General features: G+C 64.6%; 17 protein-coding genes, 1 tRNA gene and 3 pseudogenes. 8 read left to right on the plus strand and 13 right to left on the minus strand.

From position 1 onward, the window contains the following. Positions 1 to 171: 171 nt before the first annotated feature. The 3 genes from mscL to JCM9942_RS02330 form a co-directional block, all read right to left on the minus strand. A complete protein-coding gene (gene mscL / locus JCM9942_RS02320) occupies positions 172 to 588 on the minus strand; it encodes a large-conductance mechanosensitive channel protein MscL (protein WP_054657312.1) in 417 nt (138 codons plus the stop codon). 63 nt (positions 589 to 651) lie between these two features. Then, on the minus strand, positions 652 to 1353 hold the full coding sequence (locus JCM9942_RS02325; protein WP_054657314.1) for a fumarylacetoacetate hydrolase family protein: 702 nt from the start codon (positions 1351 to 1353) through the stop codon (positions 652 to 654). A gap of 59 nt (positions 1354 to 1412) precedes the next feature. Continuing rightward, a complete protein-coding gene (locus tag JCM9942_RS02330) occupies positions 1413 to 1694 on the minus strand; it encodes a hypothetical protein (protein ID WP_054657316.1) in 282 nt (93 codons plus the stop codon). Between the two features lie 183 nt (positions 1695 to 1877). Between JCM9942_RS02330 and JCM9942_RS02335 the strand changes: the two genes are divergently transcribed. Continuing rightward, positions 1878 to 2222: a Rieske (2Fe-2S) protein gene (locus tag JCM9942_RS02335; RefSeq protein ID WP_054657337.1), complete on the plus strand. Its 345-nt coding sequence runs from the start codon at positions 1878 to 1880 to the stop codon at positions 2220 to 2222. A gap of 13 nt (positions 2223 to 2235) precedes the next feature. Here the strand turns inward: JCM9942_RS02335 and JCM9942_RS02340 are convergent, their stop codons facing one another. The 5 genes from JCM9942_RS02340 to thiS all read right to left on the minus strand — a co-directional run bounded on the left by JCM9942_RS02340 (position 2236) and on the right by thiS (position 6784). Next, positions 2236 to 3030, minus strand: coding sequence for a hypothetical protein (locus JCM9942_RS02340; protein ID WP_054657318.1), 795 nt, complete (start codon positions 3028 to 3030; stop codon positions 2236 to 2238). 78 nt (positions 3031 to 3108) lie between these two features. Next, positions 3109 to 4956 carry an SLC13 family permease gene (locus JCM9942_RS02345; protein ID WP_054657320.1) on the minus strand — a complete coding sequence of 616 codons (1848 nt, stop codon included), beginning with the start codon at positions 4954 to 4956 and terminating at the stop codon, positions 3109 to 3111. A gap of 30 nt (positions 4957 to 4986) precedes the next feature. Further along, a complete protein-coding gene (gene trmB, locus JCM9942_RS02350) occupies positions 4987 to 5721 on the minus strand; it encodes a tRNA (guanosine(46)-N7)-methyltransferase TrmB (RefSeq protein WP_054657322.1) in 735 nt (244 codons plus the stop codon). After that, a complete protein-coding gene (locus tag JCM9942_RS02355; protein ID WP_054657324.1) occupies positions 5721 to 6515 on the minus strand; it encodes a thiazole synthase in 795 nt (264 codons plus the stop codon). Before JCM9942_RS02355 ends, trmB begins: the two co-directional genes overlap by 1 nt. A 68-nt stretch (positions 6516 to 6583) precedes the next feature. Continuing rightward, positions 6584 to 6784: a sulfur carrier protein ThiS gene (gene thiS, locus JCM9942_RS02360; protein ID WP_054657339.1), complete on the minus strand. Its 201-nt coding sequence runs from the start codon at positions 6782 to 6784 to the stop codon at positions 6584 to 6586. 168 nt (positions 6785 to 6952) lie between these two features. On the opposite strand from thiS, the gene JCM9942_RS02365 reads away from it, so the two are divergent. From JCM9942_RS02365 to JCM9942_RS02385, 5 genes are all read left to right on the plus strand, one after another. After that, a complete protein-coding gene (locus tag JCM9942_RS02365) occupies positions 6953 to 8752 on the plus strand; it encodes an autotransporter domain-containing esterase (protein ID WP_054657341.1) in 1800 nt (599 codons plus the stop codon). Positions 8753 to 8880: 128 nt separating this feature from the next. After that, positions 8881 to 8954 (plus strand) — tRNA-Gly (locus JCM9942_RS02370). Positions 8955 to 9126: 172 nt separating this feature from the next. Then, positions 9127 to 10002 carry a 30S ribosomal protein S6--L-glutamate ligase gene (gene rimK, locus JCM9942_RS02375; protein WP_054657326.1) on the plus strand — a complete coding sequence of 292 codons (876 nt, stop codon included), beginning with the start codon at positions 9127 to 9129 and terminating at the stop codon, positions 10000 to 10002. 354 nt (positions 10003 to 10356) lie between these two features. Further along, positions 10357 to 11034 (plus strand): response regulator transcription factor, encoded by a 678-nt coding sequence (locus tag JCM9942_RS02380; protein WP_054657328.1) that lies wholly within the window; start codon positions 10357 to 10359, stop codon positions 11032 to 11034. Next, on the plus strand, positions 11027 to 12361 hold the full coding sequence (locus JCM9942_RS02385) for a sensor histidine kinase (protein ID WP_054657330.1): 1335 nt from the start codon (positions 11027 to 11029) through the stop codon (positions 12359 to 12361). Before JCM9942_RS02380 ends, JCM9942_RS02385 begins: the two co-directional genes overlap by 8 nt. A gap of 221 nt (positions 12362 to 12582) precedes the next feature. Here the strand turns inward: JCM9942_RS02385 and coaE are convergent. The 3 genes and pseudogenes from coaE to JCM9942_RS02400 form a co-directional block, all read right to left on the minus strand. After that, positions 12583 to 13067: pseudogene (gene coaE / locus JCM9942_RS02390) on the minus strand (dephospho-CoA kinase); the annotation flags it as partial. Between the two features lie 239 nt (positions 13068 to 13306). After that, the gene (locus JCM9942_RS02395; protein WP_054657332.1) at positions 13307 to 14170 is read right to left on the minus strand and encodes a prepilin peptidase; all 864 of its coding nucleotides are present in this window, start codon (positions 14168 to 14170) and stop codon (positions 13307 to 13309) included. Positions 14171 to 14177: 7 nt separating this feature from the next. Next, a complete protein-coding gene (locus JCM9942_RS02400; protein ID WP_054657343.1) occupies positions 14178 to 15437 on the minus strand; it encodes a type II secretion system F family protein in 1260 nt (419 codons plus the stop codon). Between the two features lie 504 nt (positions 15438 to 15941). On the opposite strand from JCM9942_RS02400, the pseudogene JCM9942_RS19575 reads away from it, so the two are divergent. Both JCM9942_RS19575 and JCM9942_RS18030 read left to right on the plus strand, forming a co-directional pair. Beyond that, positions 15942 to 16053, plus strand: a pseudogene (locus tag JCM9942_RS19575) (prepilin-type N-terminal cleavage/methylation domain-containing protein); the annotation flags it as partial. 415 nt (positions 16054 to 16468) lie between these two features. Next, positions 16469 to 16579, plus strand: a pseudogene (locus tag JCM9942_RS18030) (prepilin-type N-terminal cleavage/methylation domain-containing protein); the annotation flags it as partial. 371 nt (positions 16580 to 16950) lie between these two features. Here the strand turns inward: JCM9942_RS18030 and JCM9942_RS18745 are convergent. Both JCM9942_RS18745 and JCM9942_RS02410 read right to left on the minus strand, forming a co-directional pair. Then, entirely contained in the window at positions 16951 to 17352 is a 402-nt protein-coding gene (locus JCM9942_RS18745) for a hypothetical protein (RefSeq protein WP_172675027.1), read from the minus strand. Continuing rightward, positions 17289 to 17648 carry a hypothetical protein gene (locus JCM9942_RS02410; RefSeq protein WP_054657336.1) on the minus strand — a complete coding sequence of 120 codons (360 nt, stop codon included), beginning with the start codon at positions 17646 to 17648 and terminating at the stop codon, positions 17289 to 17291. The genes JCM9942_RS18745 and JCM9942_RS02410 overlap by 64 nt, the downstream gene beginning before the upstream one ends. Positions 17649 to 17785: the final 137 nt, after the last annotated feature.

Raw genomic sequence — 17785 nt, forward strand, 5'->3', positions numbered from 1 at the left:
GCGGAATGCGGGTCGGCGCGGCCAGTGCCGGGGCACAGGCAAGCACGGCGGCAATGGCGAAAGCGAGTCGACGCATCGGTGAGGCTCCGGAAACAGGAAAGCCGCGAGCATAGCGCCCGCGGCTGGTGTGCTCCTGTGCTGGAGGTCACCGCCGGGCGACCGCCGGCGCGGTTATGCCTTGTGGAGGCTGTCGCGGATCTGGCGCAGCAACAGCACTTCCTCGCTCGGCTCGGGCGGTGCGGCCGGCGCTTCGGCCTTCTTGCGCGAGAGGCGGTTGAGCACCTTGATCAGCATGAAAATGGCGAAGGCGACGATCACGAACTGGATGACCGTGTTGATGAAATCGCCATAGCCGATCACCACGGCCGGGATCTCCTTGCCGTCGGCGCCGAGCTTGGCCGGCGAGAGTTCCCAGGCCAGGTTGGAAAAGTCCACGCGGCCGATCAACCAGCCGATCGGCGGCATGATCACCTTGTCCACCAGCGAGGTGACGATCTTGCCGAATGCCGCGCCGATAACCACACCGACCGCCAGGTCGATGACGTTGCCGCGCATGGCGAATTCCTTGAACTCACTGATCATTCCCATGTATTTCTCCTTTCTTTCCGTTCCCAGGTGGGCGCCGCTGGCAGCGTACTCCAGCGGCGGTGATCAGACGACGACGCCGTCGCGGCGGGCGATATCCCCCAGCCGCGCGCTGAAGCTGTCGCCGCGCTGCAGGGCGGCCACGCCGGCCGGAGTGCCCATGAAGACCAGATCGCCGGCCCGCAGGGCATAGAGCTTGGACAGCTCGTGCAGGATCTCGGCCACGTTCCAGATCATCTGGTCCAGCGTGGATTTCTGTCGCAGTTGGCCGTTGATCTCCAGCGACAGCTCCAGCGACGCCAGCTCGCCCACCTGCGCGGCCGGCACCAGCGTGCTGACCGGGGCGGAATGATCAAAGCCCTTGGCGATGTCCCAGGGCCCGCCCTTGGCCTTGGCCGCGGCCTGCAGATCGCGGCGGGTCAGGTCCAGGCCCACGCCGTAGGCCAGCACCAGATCCATCGCGTCGGCCACCGGCAGCACGCCGGCCGGCGCATCCTTGCCGAGCGCGACGACCAGTTCGACCTCATGGTGCAGATCGGCCGTGGCCGGGGGATACGGCACCGGTGCCTGGCCGACAACAATGGCGTCGGCCGGCTTCATGAAGAACATCGGCTGGCCGCGTTCGCTGGCCGGGGGCGGGGTGGCGCCCATCTCGCGCGCGTGGTCGGCAAAGTTGCGGCCCACGCAGTAGATGCGATGTACGGGGAACGTACCGCCGCCGGCCACCGGGATGCGGGGCTGGGGCAGGGCGGGGATCAGATCGGTCATGGTTCGCGTCCGGGTGAAACGACGCGGAAGTCTAGCGGAGATCGGTGGGCGCGATCGGCTCAGCGCGCGTGCGGCAGCGCGGCCTTGCGCACCACCCGGTACTCGGCATCGACCACCGTGGGGTCGGATTCGCGCAGGGGCCGCGCCTTGCGTGAGGCCAGCAGTTTCCAGCCGATGCCCACCAGGATCATCGCCGCGCCGACAAACAGGCCGCCGACGATCAGTACCGCCAGGATCGCCAGACCGAGCAGGCCCAGGGCCACCCGCACCAGCGGATTGCGTGGTTTGCGCGGCGCGAACAGGTTGCGGAATTTGGCGAACGGGATATAGCGGATATGCATGAAATGAGGATGACAGTGGCGCTGACCGCAGTATCTGTGACGGATGGCGCGCAAGCGTGAATTTGTCGTTAAATCGGAACGGGCGTCTCTCCGGAAACGGTAACCGGCTCAGCTTCCGGCAAGGCCGGTGAGGGCGCATGCGACAATCTCGGGCCCCTGTCTGTAGCGGTGCCTCCCATGACTGTGTCCACTCCCGTCCCGACCGCGCTGGCCGTGCTCGAGGCCTTGCCCGACCAGGGCTTCCACGCGGTGGCGGCGGTGATCGATGGCGATGCCGAACCGCTGGTGCTGTACCGCGACGGGCAGCAGGTGCGGGCCTGGCTGAACGTCTGCCCGCATGCCGGCCGTGCGCTGGACTGGGCACCGGGCCAGTTCCTCAAGAGCCGGGACGGGCATCTGGTGTGCGCGGTGCACGGTGCCAGCTTCGAGACGGTCAACGGCGAATGCGTGGCCGGGCCGTGCCGCGGCGACACCCTGCGGGCGGTGCCGCTGCGTATCGCCGATGGCAAGGTCTATCTGGCCGGCTGAGACCCGGACGGGCTCAGGAACTGGCCGGCAGCGGGTAGACGCGCGCGATCGGACAGCCGAAGAAGGTCGAGGCGATCTTCGACTGCATCTGCGGCCGCGGGATGGCATCCGGTTCGATGAAGTCGCCGACCGGCGTGGGCTGCGCACGCGACAGGCGCAGGCGATCGCCCGGGTGGCCGCAGACCTGGGCCAGGCCGACGCCGGAGAGCAGGGTCAGGGTGTCGGCATTGCTGAGGTCACCGCAGGAGCTGCCCAGTTCCAGCCGGTAGTAACGGTGCCCGCCGGAGCGGCGCGGTGAGACTTCCACCACCACGCCCTGCGGGTCTTCGCGCCAGGAGCGCAGGTCGCGGATACCGACACAGTAATCGGGGCTGCCGGCAAAGCCACGGTGCGTGGTCCCGGTGACGGCGACCGAGGGCAGGCTGTTGACCAGCGTGCTGGCGCGGCTGCGTAGCAGCTCGGCGTACTGGCGGCTGTCCTGCGGCTCGACCGCGGTGACCGCGCAGCTGGCGGTGGCGGTACGGATGGCTTCATCCGGGTTCCCGCAGAACCAGCCGCCCCGGGCGAGCAGGTTCACCGGCTCGGTGCCGACGCCGGGGCAATCTTCCTGCAGTGACATCCGGTAGCGGCCGCCATCGGTGAGCCGCAGCGCCAGTGTGGCGGTATCGATGACCTGCACATCGTCCACCTTGCGTGCATCCATGCAGTGCGGCGCGGGCGGCTGGCGGATGTCGTTGTCCTGGGCCGATGCCGCCAGTGGCAGCAGCGACAGGGCGAGCAACAGGGACAGCGGACGGACTGAAGACATGCGGGCACTCCTGGTCGGCACAACACGGCTCAGCGTGAGCCGGGGGAACAGCGCAGGCCTCAGGGGCGTGCACTGCACTCAGAACATCAGGTTGATCATCAGTACCACCACCAGCGTGTAGATCGCCGACAGCGGCGCGCCCACGCGCCACAGCTCGCGTGGCAGATACTTGGCCGGCCCGGTGATCATCGAGATGACCGGGTTGGAGGCGGTCATGAGGTTGTTGGAGGCCGACAGCGCCACGATCAGCGCGAACGCGGTGGGATTGCCGCCTACCGCCAGCGCCAGATTCACCGCGATGGGCACCATCACGATGGTGGCGCCGACATGGCTTATCACCAGCGAGAACGCGGTGGTGAGCACGGCCAGCGCCAGCTCCAGCGCCCAGATGGGAATGCCCTGCGGCAGCTTGTCGATGGTGTGGCCGGCGATCCAGGCCGCCGCGCCACTGCTGTCCATCGCCCAGCCCAGCGGGATCAGCCCGGCCATCATGAAGATGGTTTTCCAGTTGATCGAGGCGTAGGCCTCCTCCATGCGCAGCACGCCGGTCAGCAGCATGCCGGCCACGCCGGTCAGCAGGGTCAGTGCGACCGGCAGCTTGGAAGTCAGCGCGATGATGATGGTCAGGGCGAAGATCGCCATGGCGATCTTGAACTTGTGCGGGCGCTGCTCACCCTTGGGATAGTCGGTGACCACGACGAAGTCGCGGCTTTCCGCCGCGGCGGCCAGGTCCTGCCAGATGCTGTGGAATACCAGCATGTCGCCGTTGCGCAGCGCCACGTTGCGCACGTCCTCGCGGATCACCTGCTTGTCGCGGTTGATCGCCAGCAGGCTGATGCCGCGCTCCTTGCGCAGGCGCAGCTCGCCGGCGGTCTTGCCGATCAGCTTGGAGGTCGAGGGGATGACCGCCTCGGAGATGCCGGCGCGGGCCGGATTGAACAGGTCGCCCAGGTTGCGCAGCCGCGAGGACATGCGCAGGAACTGGTTCTGGGCGAAGTCGGCCACCTGCTGCTTGGGGCCCATCGCCCCGATCACGCTGCCAACCCAGAGGCGCATGTCCGCCGGCGGTGCCAGGCGGGTGTCATCACCGGTTTTCAGGGCCAGCAGCAACGGGGCGTCGAACAGGTTCTCCGCTTCGCCCACGGTCATGCCCACCAGCGGGCTTTCGGCGGTGACCAGCAGCTCGAACACGTCGCCTTCGATGCCGTAGGCCTTGGCAAAGTAGCTCTCGGTGCGGGCCGGGGTCTGGCCGCCGTTGGCGTCGTTCTCGTCCTGGGCGAGTTTGCGGTCGCCGTAAAAACGGAAGTACAGCAGCGAGGCGACCAGCAGCGCGATGCCAATGGGCAGCGGCGCGAACATGCGCAGCGGCTCGATCGTGGCGCTGCCGGAGGGCAGGTTGTTGTTGGCCGAAATCAGCAGGTCGTTGAGCAGGATCAGCGGCGAGTTGCCGACCATGGTCAGCGCGCCGCCCATCACGATCGCCGCGGAGATCGGCAGCAGCAGCCGTTGCAGCGTCAGTCCGGTGCGCGAGGCCAGCCGCGAGGCGACCGGCAGGTACAGCGCCATCACCGAGGGGTTCTGCATGAACGAGGAATTCAGGCCGGCGGTGGCGCTGGTCAATAGCAGCAGCCGCTGCTCCAGCCCGTGCGAGCGCCGCAGCAGCCAGCCGGCCAGCCGGTTCAGCGCGCCGGTACGGTCCAGTCCGGCGCCGAGGATGGTGGTGGCGATGATGCTCATCACCGCGTTGCCGGAGAAACCGCCGAAGATCTCCTCCGGCGCGATCAGCCCGGTGACGCCCAGCACCACCATGACCACCAGCGCCACCACATCGGCGCGGATGCGTTCGAACAGGAACATCGCCATCGTGAAACCGACCAGCCCGAGGACGAGCTTCATGTCGGTGGTCAGCGTGAGCGCGGTATCCATGGGGTGAGGGCGTTCCTGTCGGTGTCTGCGTCAGACCTTGTCGTACAGCAGGTCCCAGACGCCATGGCCGAGTTTCTGGCCGCGGGTCTCGAAGTGGGTCTGCGGGCGCCAGTCCGGCCGCGGCACATGGCCGCGCGGGCCGGCCCGGTTGACCAGCCCGGCGGTGGCATCGAGCACGTCCCACATGTGTTCGGCGTAGGGCTCCCAGTCGGTGGCCAGGTGCAGGCGGCCGCCGCTGCGCAGCTTGCGCACCAGCAGCTGGGCGAACTCCGGCTGCACCAGACGGCGCTTGTTGTGGCGTTTCTTGTGCCACGGATCGGGGAAGTAGATGCGCACTTCATCCAGCGCGCCGTCGGCGATCTCGTGGTTGAGCACTTCCACCGCGTCGTGGTGGTAGACCTTGGCGTTGGTCGCCTTGTCGGCCACCAGGTCGTTGAGCAGGCGGCCGACGCCCGGCGCGTGCACTTCCAGGCCGATGTAGTCGCGGCTGGTGTCAAAGCCGGCGGCAAAGCGCAGCGCGGCGCCATTGCCGGTGCCGATCTCCATCACCTTCGGCGCGTCGCGCCCGAACAGCGCGTTCAGATCACGCGGTTGGCCACTGTAGTCGATGCCGAAGTGCGGCCACGCATCGTCGAACGCGCGCTGCTGGGCGGGGGTGAAACGGCCCTGGCGCAGCACGAAGCTGCGTACGGCGCGATGGCCTTCCTCGACGGTGAAGGGCTTGGGCGGGGCCTTGGAGCCGGCGCTTTCAAAAGGATTGGTCATCAGCCGATCACCCCTTCCAGTGGCGAGGAGGCGCTGGCGTAGCGCTTGCGCGGGATGCGCCCGGCCAGGAACGCCTCGCGGCCGGCTTCCACGGCCTTGCGCATCGCGCCGGCCATCAGCACCGGGTTGCGGGCACCGGCGATGGCGGTGTTCATCAGCACGCCGTCGCAGCCCAGCTCCATCGCGATGGCCGCGTCCGAGGCGGTGCCGACGCCGGCATCGACAATGATCGGCACCTTGGCGTTTTCGATGATCTCGATCAGGTTGTACTTGTTCTGGATACCCAGCCCGGAGCCGATCGGCGCGGCCAGCGGCATCACCGCGGCGCAGCCGATCTCTTCCAGGCGCTTGGCCAGGATCGGGTCATCGGAGGTGTAGACCATCACGTCGAAGCCGTCCTTGACCAGCAGCTCGGCGGCCTTGAGCGTCTGGATCACGTCCGGGTACAGGGTCTTCTGGTCGCCCAGCACCTCGAGCTTGGTCAGGTTGTGGCCGTCGAGCAGCTCGCGTGCCAGCCGGCAGGTGCGCACCGCGTCCTCGGCGGTGTAGCAGCCGGCGGTGTTGGGAAGGATGGTGAATCGCTCCGGCGGCAGCACGTCGAGCAGGTTGGGCTCGCCCGGGATCTGGCCGATGTTGGTACGACGGATGGCTACGGTGACGATCTGGGCGCCAGCGGCCTCGGTGGCCAGGCGGGTTTCTTCCAGATCCTTGAACTTGCCGGTGCCGGTCAGCAGCCGGGAAGAATAGGTCTTGCCGGCGATGACCAGCGAATCGGTGGGGACAGGTGCATTCATTGCCGAATTATCACCCATCGTGCCTGCGCTTGCCGTGCGGCCGGTGGCAATCCAGCGCCGATGCGCGCTCAGCCGCCACCGAGCGCGTGCACGATCTCGACCCGGTCCGCTTCGTGCAGCAGGCGGGTGGGGTGCTGGCTGCGCGGGATGATCTCGCCGTTGATCTCCACGGCGACGCGACGCTCGGCCAGGCCTTCGGCGCTGAGCAGTCCGGTGACGGTCAGGGGAGCATGGATCTGGCGGGGTTCGCCGTTGAGCTGGATGTTCATGCGGCCATTTTCGCCAGTGCGCGGACAAATGCCCAGCCGCATGCGGCAGCGCAGCGTGTGCCTCTTACGGTTGAATGAAAAACTAACACCGTGCGGGGGCGTACGCCGCCCGTTCTTTCACACCAGGAGTTCCTCATGTCCCATTTCTTCCGTCCGCTGCGTTCGGCCATGGCGCTGGCCATCGCGCTGGCTGCCGTGCCCGCAATGGCGCAGTCGCCGTATTCCAAGACGGTGTTCTTCGGCGACAGCCTGACCGACAGCGGCTATTTCCGCCCGATCCTGGTCAAGGCCGATCCCAATGCGAGCCTGGTCGGTCGTTTCACCACCAACCCGGGCTGGGTCTGGGCGGAACATCTGGCCGATCATTACGGCACCAACGCCTCGGCCAACGGCAACGGCCAGACCGGTGACAACTACGCCGCCGGTGGCGCGCGGGTCGGCGTGGATGTGGACAACCCGCTCAATCCGCTGCTGCCGAAGGTGCCGTCGATGAAGGCACAGACCGCCGCCTACCTCGCCGCCAATGGGGGCGAGGCCGATGCCAATGCGCTGTATACCGTATGGGGCGGGGCCAACGACCTGTTCGCGGTGCAGAAGGCACCGGCCCAGGCCGCGGCGATCATCGGTGCGGCGGTGACAGACCAGATCGGTATCGTCGGTTCCCTGAAAGGCGCGGGCGCCCAGTACGTGATTGTGCCGAACCTGCCTGATATCGGCCTGACCCCGGCCTCGGTCGCCGGCGGGCCGCTGGCGATGGCGCAAGGCACCGCGCTGGCCAAGAGCTACAACGATGCGCTGTTCGGCGGTCTCAAGCAGGCCGGCCTGCAGGTGATCCCGGTCGATACGTTCCACCTGCTGCAGGAAATCGTTGCCGACTATCGCAGCTACGGCTTCGTCAATGCGACCCAGCCGGCCTGCCTCGGTGCCTCCTCGCTGACCTGCACGCCGCCGACCTCGGTTGCGCCGAACGCCGCCAACACCTACGTGTTCGCCGATGGCGTGCATCCGAGTACGGCGACCCACGCGATGCTGGGCCAGTACGCCATCTCGCTGCTGGAGGCGCCGCGCTTCCAGCAGGTCCTGAGCCATTCGGCGCAGACCGTCGGCCGTGCACGCGCCGACCAGGTCAGTGGCCACCTCGGCGCCCGTCCCGTGGACGGCATGGGCTGGTGGGGTGGCGTGCGCGGTGATATGCAGCGTTACGACCATGCCGATCTGTACGACGGCATGGCGCCGGCGGGCCTGTTCGGTATCGACTGGGCGCGCGATGGCGTGGTCGTCGGTGGCTTTGCCGGCTACGGCCGCATGGATGCCGATTTCGGCAACAGCAACGGCGACTTTACCCAGACCGACACCTCGCTGGGCCTGTTCGCCGGCTGGTATGGCGAACGGGCGTGGGTCAATGGCCAGGTCAGCTACAGCTGGCTGGGCTATGACGTGACCCGCAACGTGCAGCTGGGGCCGGTGACGCGCAAGCACACCGGCTCGCCGGACGGCAGCAACCTGACCGCCGCGCTCAACGCCGGCTACGAGTTCGGCCAGGAAGGCGGCTTCCGCCACGGTCCGGTGGCCGGCGTGGTCTGGCAGCAGGTGAAGCTGGACGGCTACACCGAGAGCAATGCCAGCGCCACCGCGCTCGGCTACGAGGACCAGGATGCCGATTCGACCGTGGGCCGTCTCGGCTGGCAGGCACGGTTTGAGGGCGGTGCCGTGCAGCCGTACGCACAGCTCACCTGGGACCACGAGTTCGAAGACGCCGCGCAGGCCGGTGCCTGGCTGCAGACCATGACCGATGTGGGCGTCTACAAGGTGCCGGGGCTGGCGTTCGACCGCAACTACGCCACCGCGGTGATGGGCGCGCGCATGAACCTGTGGGGTCTGAACAGCAACATTGGCCTGAGCACCACCACCGCGCAGAAGTCCGCGCGTGATGTGACCCTGTTTGCCAGCTTCAGCGGCAGCTTCTGATCCAACCGGGTCATGAACTGAAGGCGGTGCCGCTGTGGCGGCACCGCCTTCCTGTTGTCCGGAACCTCTCATCCAGGGCAGTTGCCCGTTGCACTGGGGGGGCGCCGCGCATAGACTTGCCGCCTGATGCGGGTGTAGCTCAATGGTAGAGCAGAAGCTTCCCAAGCTTACGACGAGGGTTCGATTCCCTTCACCCGCTCCACTGCGCCTCGCGCAGCCGTTCCTGGCACAAGGCGCCACCGGCGCCGGCCTTTCTGTTCGATCTTCTGTTTGTCATCGCGGCCTTGCGCACAACGGGTTGAAGACCTGTGTCCGGCTTCATCCGGGCATGCAGTCGCGCGTTATGCTGCGCGCCTTTCCCCTGCATCGCCGCGATGAAACTCGCCATCCTCTCCCGCAACAGCAAGCTCTATTCCACCCGGCGTCTGGTCGAGGCGGCGCGCACACGTGGGCACACGGTGCGGATTCTCGATCCGCTGCGCTGCTACATGCGCATCACCGCAGGCGGTTTCAGCATGCATTACAAGGGCAAGCCGCTGACCGGCTTCGATGCGGTGATCCCGCGCATCGGCGCGTCCATCACCCGTTATGGCACCGCGGTGCTGCGCCAGTTCGAGATGATGGGCACGCGCACCCCCAATCCTTCCGACGCGATCCTGCGTGCCCGCGACAAGTTGCGGGCCCACCAGCTGCTGGCGGCCAAGGGCATCGACATGCCGGTGACGGTGTTTGGCGACAACCCCGACGACACCGATGATCTGCTGTCCATGCTTGGGCCGCCGCCGCATGTGGTGAAGCTCAGCGAGGGCACCCAGGGCCGCGGGGTGATCCTCACCGAGAAGCTCAGCGCGTCCAAGGGCACGGTCGAGGCCCTGCGCGGCCTGTATGCCAACTTCCTGGTGCAGGAATTCATTGCCGAGGCCCAGGGCGCCGACCTGCGCTGTTTGGTGGTGGGCGACCGCGTGGTGGCGACCATGCGTCGCCAGGCCCAGGAGGGTGACTTCCGCTCCAATCTTCATGCCGGCGGCACTGGTGAGCTGGTGACCAGCAGCAAGGCCGAGCAGCTGGTCGCGGTGCGTTCGGCACGCGCGCTCGGGCTGGGGATCGCGGGTGTGGACCTGATCCGCTCCGCGCGGGGGCCGCTGGTGCTGGAGGTCAATTCGACCCCGGGACTGGAGGGCATCGAGAGCGTGTCCGGCCGGGACGTGGCCGGGCAGATGATCGACTACGTGACCCAGCTCAAGCGGTGACGACGCGCTGCGATTTGTTTGCATGGTTTTAACAACGCTTTAATCCACCCACACCTACGCTGTTGCCACTGTACCCAGCCCTCCTCAGTGGGTCCGGTGATCGGGAATCTTCAGGCCCTGGCGGTTTTCGTCAGGGCCTTGTTTTTTGTGACAGGAAGGTTCTTGTTGGTGGCGCCAGCGACTGGGTACAGTGCGGAGGTGTGGCGGCAAGGTACCAGGGGCGAGTTAGACTGCGGCACTGGATGGTCGATGAATGAGGGTCATCAGGTGGTATCAGTCAGCGCTTCGATACTGAACCAAGCCAGCGCCTTCCTGTCGAACAACCCATTGTGATCCCCAAAGGGGCATTTAACCGTGCGAATTCTTGTAATCGAAGACAACAGCGACATCGCCGCCAACCTGGGGGATTACCTCGAGGATCGCGGGCATACGGTGGACTTCGCCGCCGATGGCGTCACCGGCCTGCACCTGGCGGTGGTGCATGATTTCGACGCGATCGTGCTCGATCTCAACCTGCCGGGTATGGATGGCATCGAGGTTTGCCGCAAGCTGCGCAACGATGCCCGCAAGCAGACGCCGGTGCTGATGCTTACCGCACGTGATTCGTTGGACAACAAATTGGCCGGGTTCGACTCTGGCGCTGACGACTACCTGATCAAGCCGTTCGCGTTGCAGGAGGTGGAGGTGCGGCTCAATGCGCTTTCGCGTCGTGGCAAGGGCACGCACACGCGGGTGCTGGACGTCGGTGAGCTGGAGTACAACCTCGACACTCTGGAAGTGCGTCGCCAGGGCAAGCTGCTGCAGCTCAATCCCACCGCGCTGAAGATTCTGCAGGCGCTGATGGAAGCCTCGCCGGCGGTAGTGACCCGGCAGGAACTGGAAACCCGCGTCTGGGGCGAAGAGTTGCCCGATTCGGACTCGCTACGTGTGCATATCCATGGCCTGCGCGCGGTGGTGGACAAGCCGTTTGACGTGCCGATGATCCAGACCCGTCACGGCATCGGGTACCGCATCGCCGCTCCCGATGCCTGAAAACGCATTGCCTGAGCCTGTCCGCAAGCGGGGGCGCTACCGCCGTCGTCTGCGCAGTCGCATCATTGTCTCGTTCGTGCTGTTGGGCTTCTGCCTGACCGCGCTGTTCGCGTTCGCCACGAACTGGGCGCGGATGCGGGTGGAAAACCAGCTGGTCGAAGATGTGATGAACCGGAACCTGGATGCCTCCTGGCAGAGCTACATCCAGAGTGGTGGACGCGATGTGGTGGCGCCGGTCCAGCAGATGCGCGCGTTCCTGTTCCGGCCGGACAAACTGGAGGGCCTGCGCCGGGACTATCCGGAGTGGGAACATCTTGAGGATGGCATCCACAATTTCAGTGGCCAGGATGCCGAGGGCAATCCGTTCTCCTACAAGGTCGGGGTGCGCAAGACCGACGATGCCTGGTTCTTCATCGCCTATGACATGGGCCAGGCGTTACGCGGCGAGCAACAGCTCAAGCGCGCGCTGTTCCTGTCGGTGATCGTCTTCAGCCTGCTGTCGTGGGTGCTGGGCTGGTGGTCGGCGTCACGGGTGATGCGGCCGGTCTCGGATCTTGCGGCGCGCCTGCGGGCCTATCGTGGCGGGAACCAGCATCCCGAGCCGCTCGCCCCGCGTTTCCCGGACGATGAAGTGGGGCAGCTGGCCGAGGCGCTGGACGACTATTCGGCGCGCCTGACCGAGGTGGTGCAGCGCGACCGGGAGTTCAATGCCGATGTCAGCCATGAACTGCGTACGCCGCTGGCAGTGATCCGCGGCGCGACCGAGCTGCTCCTTTCGCGGCCCGGACTGGATGAGAAGGTGTTGCAGCGTCTGCAGCGCATCCAGCGCGCCGAGCAGCAGTGCAGCGATCTGATTGGCTCACTGCTGCTGCTCTCGCGCAACGAGCGTGGGCAGGGTTGCAGCAACGTGGCGCGGGTGGGTGAGCAGTTGCTGGAATCCCATCGTGCGCAGCTGGGAGGCAAGCCGCTGGAGCTCAAGCTCGAAGGCAATCGCGAACTGGTGGTGGATGCACCGGAATCCGCGTTGTCGGTCGCGCTGGGCAATCTGGTGGGCAATGCGGTGAAGTATTCGCAGGAAGGCCAAGTGCTGATTCGCGTCCTGGACAATGCGGTCGAGGTCATCGACAGCGGCCCGGGCCTGAGCGAGAAAGATGCGGCGAGCCTGTTCCAGCGCGGCTATCGTGGTACCCATGCCGGCCATTCGCAGGGCGGTGGTATCGGCCTGTCCATCGTCAGTCGCCTGTGCGCCCTTTACGGATGGCAGGTGCAGATCCGGCCGGGTGAGGTGCGCGGGGTGATTGCAACGCTGACATTCACGCCGGGCTGAGCGGCTTCCGGTATCTGCTTCAGCTGGGGCGGCCGCGCCGGTGCGAGTGCCATGCCAGCAGGATGGCTGGTAGCGGCATCGGATGCTCGAGTCGCCTAGCGCTGCGCAAGTTGCCGATACAGGCGGTCCAGCTGTTCCACCTGGGGTTGCAGGTGTTCGGGTGTTCCCTCATTGACGATGATGTCATCGGCCAGTGCCAGCCGCTGTGCGCGGGTGGCCTGGGCCTGGATCATGCGCTGCGCGAGCGCTTCGTCGATGCTGTCGCGACGGCGCAAGCGCGACAGCTGGCAGGCCTCGGGCGTGTCTATCACCAGAACGCGATCCAGCCAGGGATAGCCGGAGCGGCCACCTGCCTCGGTCAGCAAGGGGATTGCAGCAATCGCATAGGGCTTTGCGCCGCTTCACAGAGGGCTTTCAAGCGTGCGCGTATCGCCGGGTGAGTGATGGCTTCAAGCGCCCGCCGCTCTACGGGATCGGCGAACACGCGCCGGCGCAGCCAGGCGCGATCAAGGCTGCCTTCGGATTGAAGTGCCTTGGGGCCAAACCGTTCGACAATCCCCTCCAGCGCCGGAGTGCCCACGGCAACGACGTCGCGCGCGGCGATGTCGGCATCGGCCACGGTGATGCCAAGGGCCTCGAAGCGGCGACTGACTTCACTCTTGCCCGAGGCGATGCCTCCGGTCAGGCCAACGATGAAGGTGCTCATATGCGTGCCCGCCCGGAACCGTTAACAGTGTAGGAGCGACGTGAGTCGCGACAAAGGGCGTTACCCGTGGCGACGGGGCTTCACCCGCGGCGAGCAACAGGCCTGCGGGACCTCGGCTGCGAAGCTTCCGCAGTGTCGGGCGACGCCCGGCAGGGAGCTTCCCTGGCCATTCGCCTCTGTTCGATAAAGACAGAGACGATGGCCCCCGCATCGCCCACTTCACCCACAAAAACAGAAGATCAGGCCAAGCCGGCAATGCGCATATAGCCGTCAATCATCTGGTCGCCCCACATGAAGACCAGCCAGCCGGCAATCGCGAGGTAGGGGCCGAACGGGATCGGCGTGGCACGGTCGCGACCGCGCGAGTACAGCCATATCGAGCCCACAATCGCCCCCACCAGCGAGGACAGCAGGATGATCGGCAGGATGCCCTTCAATCCGCACCAGGCGCCGAGCGCAGCCAGCAGTTTGAAATCGCCGTGGCCCATGCCTTCCTTGCCGGTGATCTGCTTGAACAGCCACCACACCGTCCACAGCGACAGGTAGCCCACCGCCGCGCCGATCAGGGCAGGCTTGGCCGGGATGTACAGGCTGTCCATGCTGCCGATCAGGCCCAGCCACATCAGCGGCAGGGTCAGTTGGTCGGGCAATAGCTGGGTGCGCAAGTCGATGCCCGACAGCGCCACCAGGAAGCAGCTGAGCACAATCGCGCCAAAGCCCTGCCAGCCGAAGCCGAACTGCCAGACGCTGGCCAGCACCATCAGTGCAGTGACCAGCTCCACGATCGGGTACTGGATCGAGATCGGCGCCTGGCAATGGCGGCACTTGCCGCGCTGGATCAACCAGCTGAACAGCGGGATGTTCTCGTACCAGCTCAGCTTGTGCTTGCAGTTGGGGCAATGCGAGGGCTCCACCACGATCCCCGGCGGCGGCGGCTCGTAGATGTCCGGCTCGTCCAGGATCTCGCGCGCATCGCGCTTCCACTGCCACTCCATGCGCTTGGGCAGGCGCAGGATCACCACATTGAGGAAGCTGCCGACCAGCAGCCCCAGCCCGGCGGCGAGGGGGTAGCCCAGGCCGGGGTTCTGGTCGAGAAATGCCATGAATCAGTTATCCAACAACAGAGGCGAGTTTGAAGATCGGCAGATACATGCCGATGACCATGCCGCCGACTATGGTGCCGATGAATATCATGATCATCGGTTCAAGCAGGCTGCTCAATGCATCTACCGCATTGTTTACTTCCTGCTCGAAATACTCGGCCACCTTGAACAGCATCGTGTCCAGTGCGCCAGCCTCTTCGCCGATGGCAGTCATTTGAATGACCATGTGCGGGAAGACGCCGACTTGTTTCATTGCCATGTTCACCGGATAGCCAACAGCCACGTCATCGCGCATATGTAGCACGGCCTCTTCGTAGACTTTGTTGCCGGTGGCGCCGGCAACAATGCCCAATGCCTCGACCAGTGGTACGCCGGCTCTAAAGGTCACCGCCGTGGTGCGGGCGAAACGGGCGATCGCGCTGTTGTGCAGGATCTGTCCGATCACCGGCACCTTGAGGGTCAATCTATCCATTCCATGTTGCATGGACGGTGATCGTTTGTAAGCAAATAGGAAGCCTGTAATTGCACCTACGACAACCATGCCTACTAGCCACCACCAGCTGACCATGAAGCGAGAAGCCGCCACAATCATCTGGGTGAATACCGGCAATTCAGTGCCGAAGCTGCTGAACACCTCTTCAAATTGGGGTACCACAAAAATTAGCAAGATAGCGCTGACTAGTAATGCGACAGCAATGACCATTGCCGGATAGAACAGAGCCTTCTTGATCTTGCCCTTCAGGGCCTCCAAGTTCTCTTGGTAGCTGGAGATAGTCTCAAGTACCGTTTCCAGTACGCCTGCACCTTCGCCCGCGCGCACGAGATTGCGGTAAAGCTCGTCGAACTGTACGGGATGCTTGCTGATAGCCTCATACAGCGAAGATCCGCCCTCCAGATCCGCACGGATCGTGCCCACCAGCTTGGCCATTCGCGGATTTTTGTGGCCACTACCAATGATTTCCAGCGAGCTGACGATAGGGACACCCGATTTCATCATTGTCGCCATCTGACGACTGAAGAATGCGATGTCTTTCGACTTTATTGCGCTGCCTGCCGCGCCGAACAGTGGCTTGGGCTTCGGCTTGACCACGGTGGGGTTGATCCCCTGGCGGCGAAGCTCCGCGCGGAGCAGGTTGACGTTCTTGGCGTCCTGCTCGCCTTTCATCTTGACGCCGCGCTTGTCTGTTCCCTCCCAGACAAACGGCTGCAGCTGGCTGGTGCCGCGGGCGACCGGCTCGTTCTTGATGGCACTACGGGTGACGGACATATCTTTAGGCTCCCCAGCCAGCCCTCCCCGGGCCGGCGACCATCGCATGGTATCCGTATCGGCCGGCTCCGGCATCCCATCTGCCGAAATAGGCGAAGCCCGTCACGTCAGCAGCCATCCTCCGTCCCAACCACTGTGCGGTTCCGGCACCCAGCGGTACTAGGCCTCTCCCTTCCAATGTAGAGCTCGGTACTGTCTTTCTGGGCTACCGGCTTTACCGGCATTGCCGGCTGTCGGGTGTTCTGCTGGGCGTCGCTCAGCACTGCAGTGTGTCCATGTGGGTGTCCGGCCCTGGTCGTCAAAATATGACGTTTTGCGTCACTTTGCGGGGCGGTTCGCACAACGCCCATACAAGGCTTCCAATCTGCGGCGTTGCTGCCATCATGGTCGCGGGGAGTAGGGGGGTGTTCAGATGATTGGCACGCAACCTGCTTTGTAACCCCATGCGGGGCAGGCGTGGTGCCTGCAACCATGTTCACTATCCAACCTCTAGGGGATGTACTCATGAAGAAGCAGCAGGGCTTTACCCTGATCGAACTGATGATCGTGGTTGCGATCATTGCCATTCTGGCTGCTATTGCGCTGCCGGCTTACCGCAATTACACCATCAAAGCCGCTAACAATGCCTGCTTGGGCGAGGCGAAGGCCTATACCAATGCTTGGCTGGTTGCTGTCAGTGACGGCACGACTGCCTACACTGATCTTGCAGATCCTGCCAATAAGCGCTGCACGGGCATGACCAAGTGGGCATCGACGGCAACCACCTCCGGTGCGATTGATGCCGTTGATCCGGGCGAGACGGGTGCCGTTACCTGCGACCTGGCTACTGGTAACTGCATCAAGAATGCGGGCAAAAAGTAATTCGACGTCTGCTTTGTCAGTGTCAGTTGTATGGTTGAAAAAAGGCGGGCTTGGCCCGCCTTTTTTCATGCCCAAACACTGCGTGAACGATCAATTGGCGCGATTTTTGCTCGCAAGTTTTTTTGCTCATGTCGGAGCGGGATGAATTCAGATTGCAGGGGGTTTGGATCATGTTTCGAAAGAGTGCTGGCTTTACGTTGATCGAATTGATGATCGTGGTGGCGATCATTGCCATTCTGGCCGCCATTGCGCTGCCGGCATACCGTAACTACACCATCAAGCTGCCAACAACGCCTGCATGAGTGAGGCAAAGGGGTACTTGAATTCATGGCTGACCGCGGTTAGCAGCGAAATGGGGCAGGACTATGACGATCTTCCTGCTCCCCTGAATGCAAGATGCGCCGACTTGCAAAAATGGCCCAAGACAACGGCGGGTGATCAAACGATCAGCGCCAGATCGCCGGGTGAGGCAAGCTCGGTCATCTGCAATCTGTCATCGGGGTCGTGCCGGAAAGCTGCAGGCATGAAGTAAAAGATGGGGGGCTTTGCCGCGAGGTACCCGACACCACTTAGTTAAGTTGCCGTCACGGATATTGAGCTGTGGGGGGGATCTGCAGTCTGCACTTCATGGCGAATAAGGGCTTGGTGGATCTCAGTAAGTCACCACTTTTTGCGGTAAATGGGTGGCGGCATTCAGCACCATGCGCCCTGTGCCGTGCCGAGCCACGATAGGCAAGCTGACGAATCTCGGTGAGGTGGAACTGTCGGCAGGTTGGCCATTGGTGGTGCTTGGAGTGGCCGTGATGCTCAGGCGTGGTGCAATTTTGGCGTAAGGCACGTACCAAACGGGTTTCTGTTCACGGTCCATGCCAGTGTCGAGGAAGGCGGCAAGTACGGAGGTGTGGTCGGTGCGCTGGGCGCCGGGTTTCAGACCGACCAGTTGCGGGCCACGCGATGATAGGTGCGTCCATTCCGGGCGGCTGGCTCGCGTCAGGTCGACCGCCTCCACTTCATTGGCCAGGACGACGGCCAGGCGCATATCGCTGGCGACCACGAATACCGGGCGCGATTGCCACAGCGTATACAGCCGACGCCGAGGAAGCCCAGTTGCAGCACTCCGATCACGGCCAGGTCAAGGCGCAGGGTCTTTTTGCCTGGCTTGTAGGTGATGAGCGTCAGCAGTGGGCCCGTTGCGAACTGCACGCCTGCCAGAATGGCCAACAGCGGTAGGACCCCGGAAATACGATAGATGCCCCACGGGTGCCAGAGCGGCACGACAACGGCGGCGATCAGGCCGATCAGCGCCAGGCTGAGCAGGGAATGCAGGGCGGCGGCTTTGTAGCGGGTCATCGGCGGTGTGGGCTTGGGATCGGGAGTGCAGCATGCCTGAATGGCGAGGCGTGCGGGAGCGTGGGGGACAGTGCCGCCGCATCACCCGCATCACCCGCATCACCCGCATCACCCGCATCGCACTGGTCGGGTTGTCA

Source organism: Stenotrophomonas pictorum JCM 9942, assembly GCF_001310775.1.
Classification (GTDB): domain Bacteria; phylum Pseudomonadota; class Gammaproteobacteria; order Xanthomonadales; family Xanthomonadaceae; genus Stenotrophomonas; species Stenotrophomonas pictorum.

What these genes read in the sequence shown, in the direction of transcription:
- JCM9942_RS02365 (WP_054657341.1), top strand. Translation starts at nt 6,953, where the DNA reads ATGGCGCTGGCCATCGCGCTGGCTGCCGTGCCCGCAATGGCGCAGTCG.
- JCM9942_RS02385 (WP_054657330.1), top strand. Translation starts at nt 11,027, where the DNA reads ATGCCTGAAAACGCATTGCCTGAGCCTGTCCGCAAGCGGGGGCGCTAC.
- JCM9942_RS02410 (WP_054657336.1), bottom strand. Translation starts at nt 17,648, where the DNA reads ATGACCCGCTACAAAGCCGCCGCCCTGCATTCCCTGCTCAGCCTGGCG.
- mscL (WP_054657312.1), bottom strand. Translation starts at nt 588, where the DNA reads ATGGGAATGATCAGTGAGTTCAAGGAATTCGCCATGCGCGGCAACGTC.
- JCM9942_RS02345 (WP_054657320.1), bottom strand. Translation starts at nt 4,956, where the DNA reads ATGGATACCGCGCTCACGCTGACCACCGACATGAAGCTCGTCCTCGGG.
- rimK (WP_054657326.1), top strand. Translation starts at nt 9,127, where the DNA reads ATGAAACTCGCCATCCTCTCCCGCAACAGCAAGCTCTATTCCACCCGG.
- JCM9942_RS02395 (WP_054657332.1), bottom strand. Translation starts at nt 14,170, where the DNA reads ATGGCATTTCTCGACCAGAACCCCGGCCTGGGCTACCCCCTCGCCGCC.
- thiS (WP_054657339.1), bottom strand. Translation starts at nt 6,784, where the DNA reads ATGAACATCCAGCTCAACGGCGAACCCCGCCAGATCCATGCTCCCCTG.
- JCM9942_RS02330 (WP_054657316.1), bottom strand. Translation starts at nt 1,694, where the DNA reads ATGCATATCCGCTATATCCCGTTCGCCAAATTCCGCAACCTGTTCGCG.
- JCM9942_RS02325 (WP_054657314.1), bottom strand. Translation starts at nt 1,353, where the DNA reads ATGACCGATCTGATCCCCGCCCTGCCCCAGCCCCGCATCCCGGTGGCC.
- trmB (WP_054657322.1), bottom strand. Translation starts at nt 5,721, where the DNA reads ATGACCAATCCTTTTGAAAGCGCCGGCTCCAAGGCCCCGCCCAAGCCC.
- JCM9942_RS02355 (WP_054657324.1), bottom strand. Translation starts at nt 6,515, where the DNA reads ATGAATGCACCTGTCCCCACCGATTCGCTGGTCATCGCCGGCAAGACC.
- JCM9942_RS02340 (WP_054657318.1), bottom strand. Translation starts at nt 3,030, where the DNA reads ATGTCTTCAGTCCGTCCGCTGTCCCTGTTGCTCGCCCTGTCGCTGCTG.
- JCM9942_RS02400 (WP_054657343.1), bottom strand. Translation starts at nt 15,437, where the DNA reads ATGTCCGTCACCCGTAGTGCCATCAAGAACGAGCCGGTCGCCCGCGGC.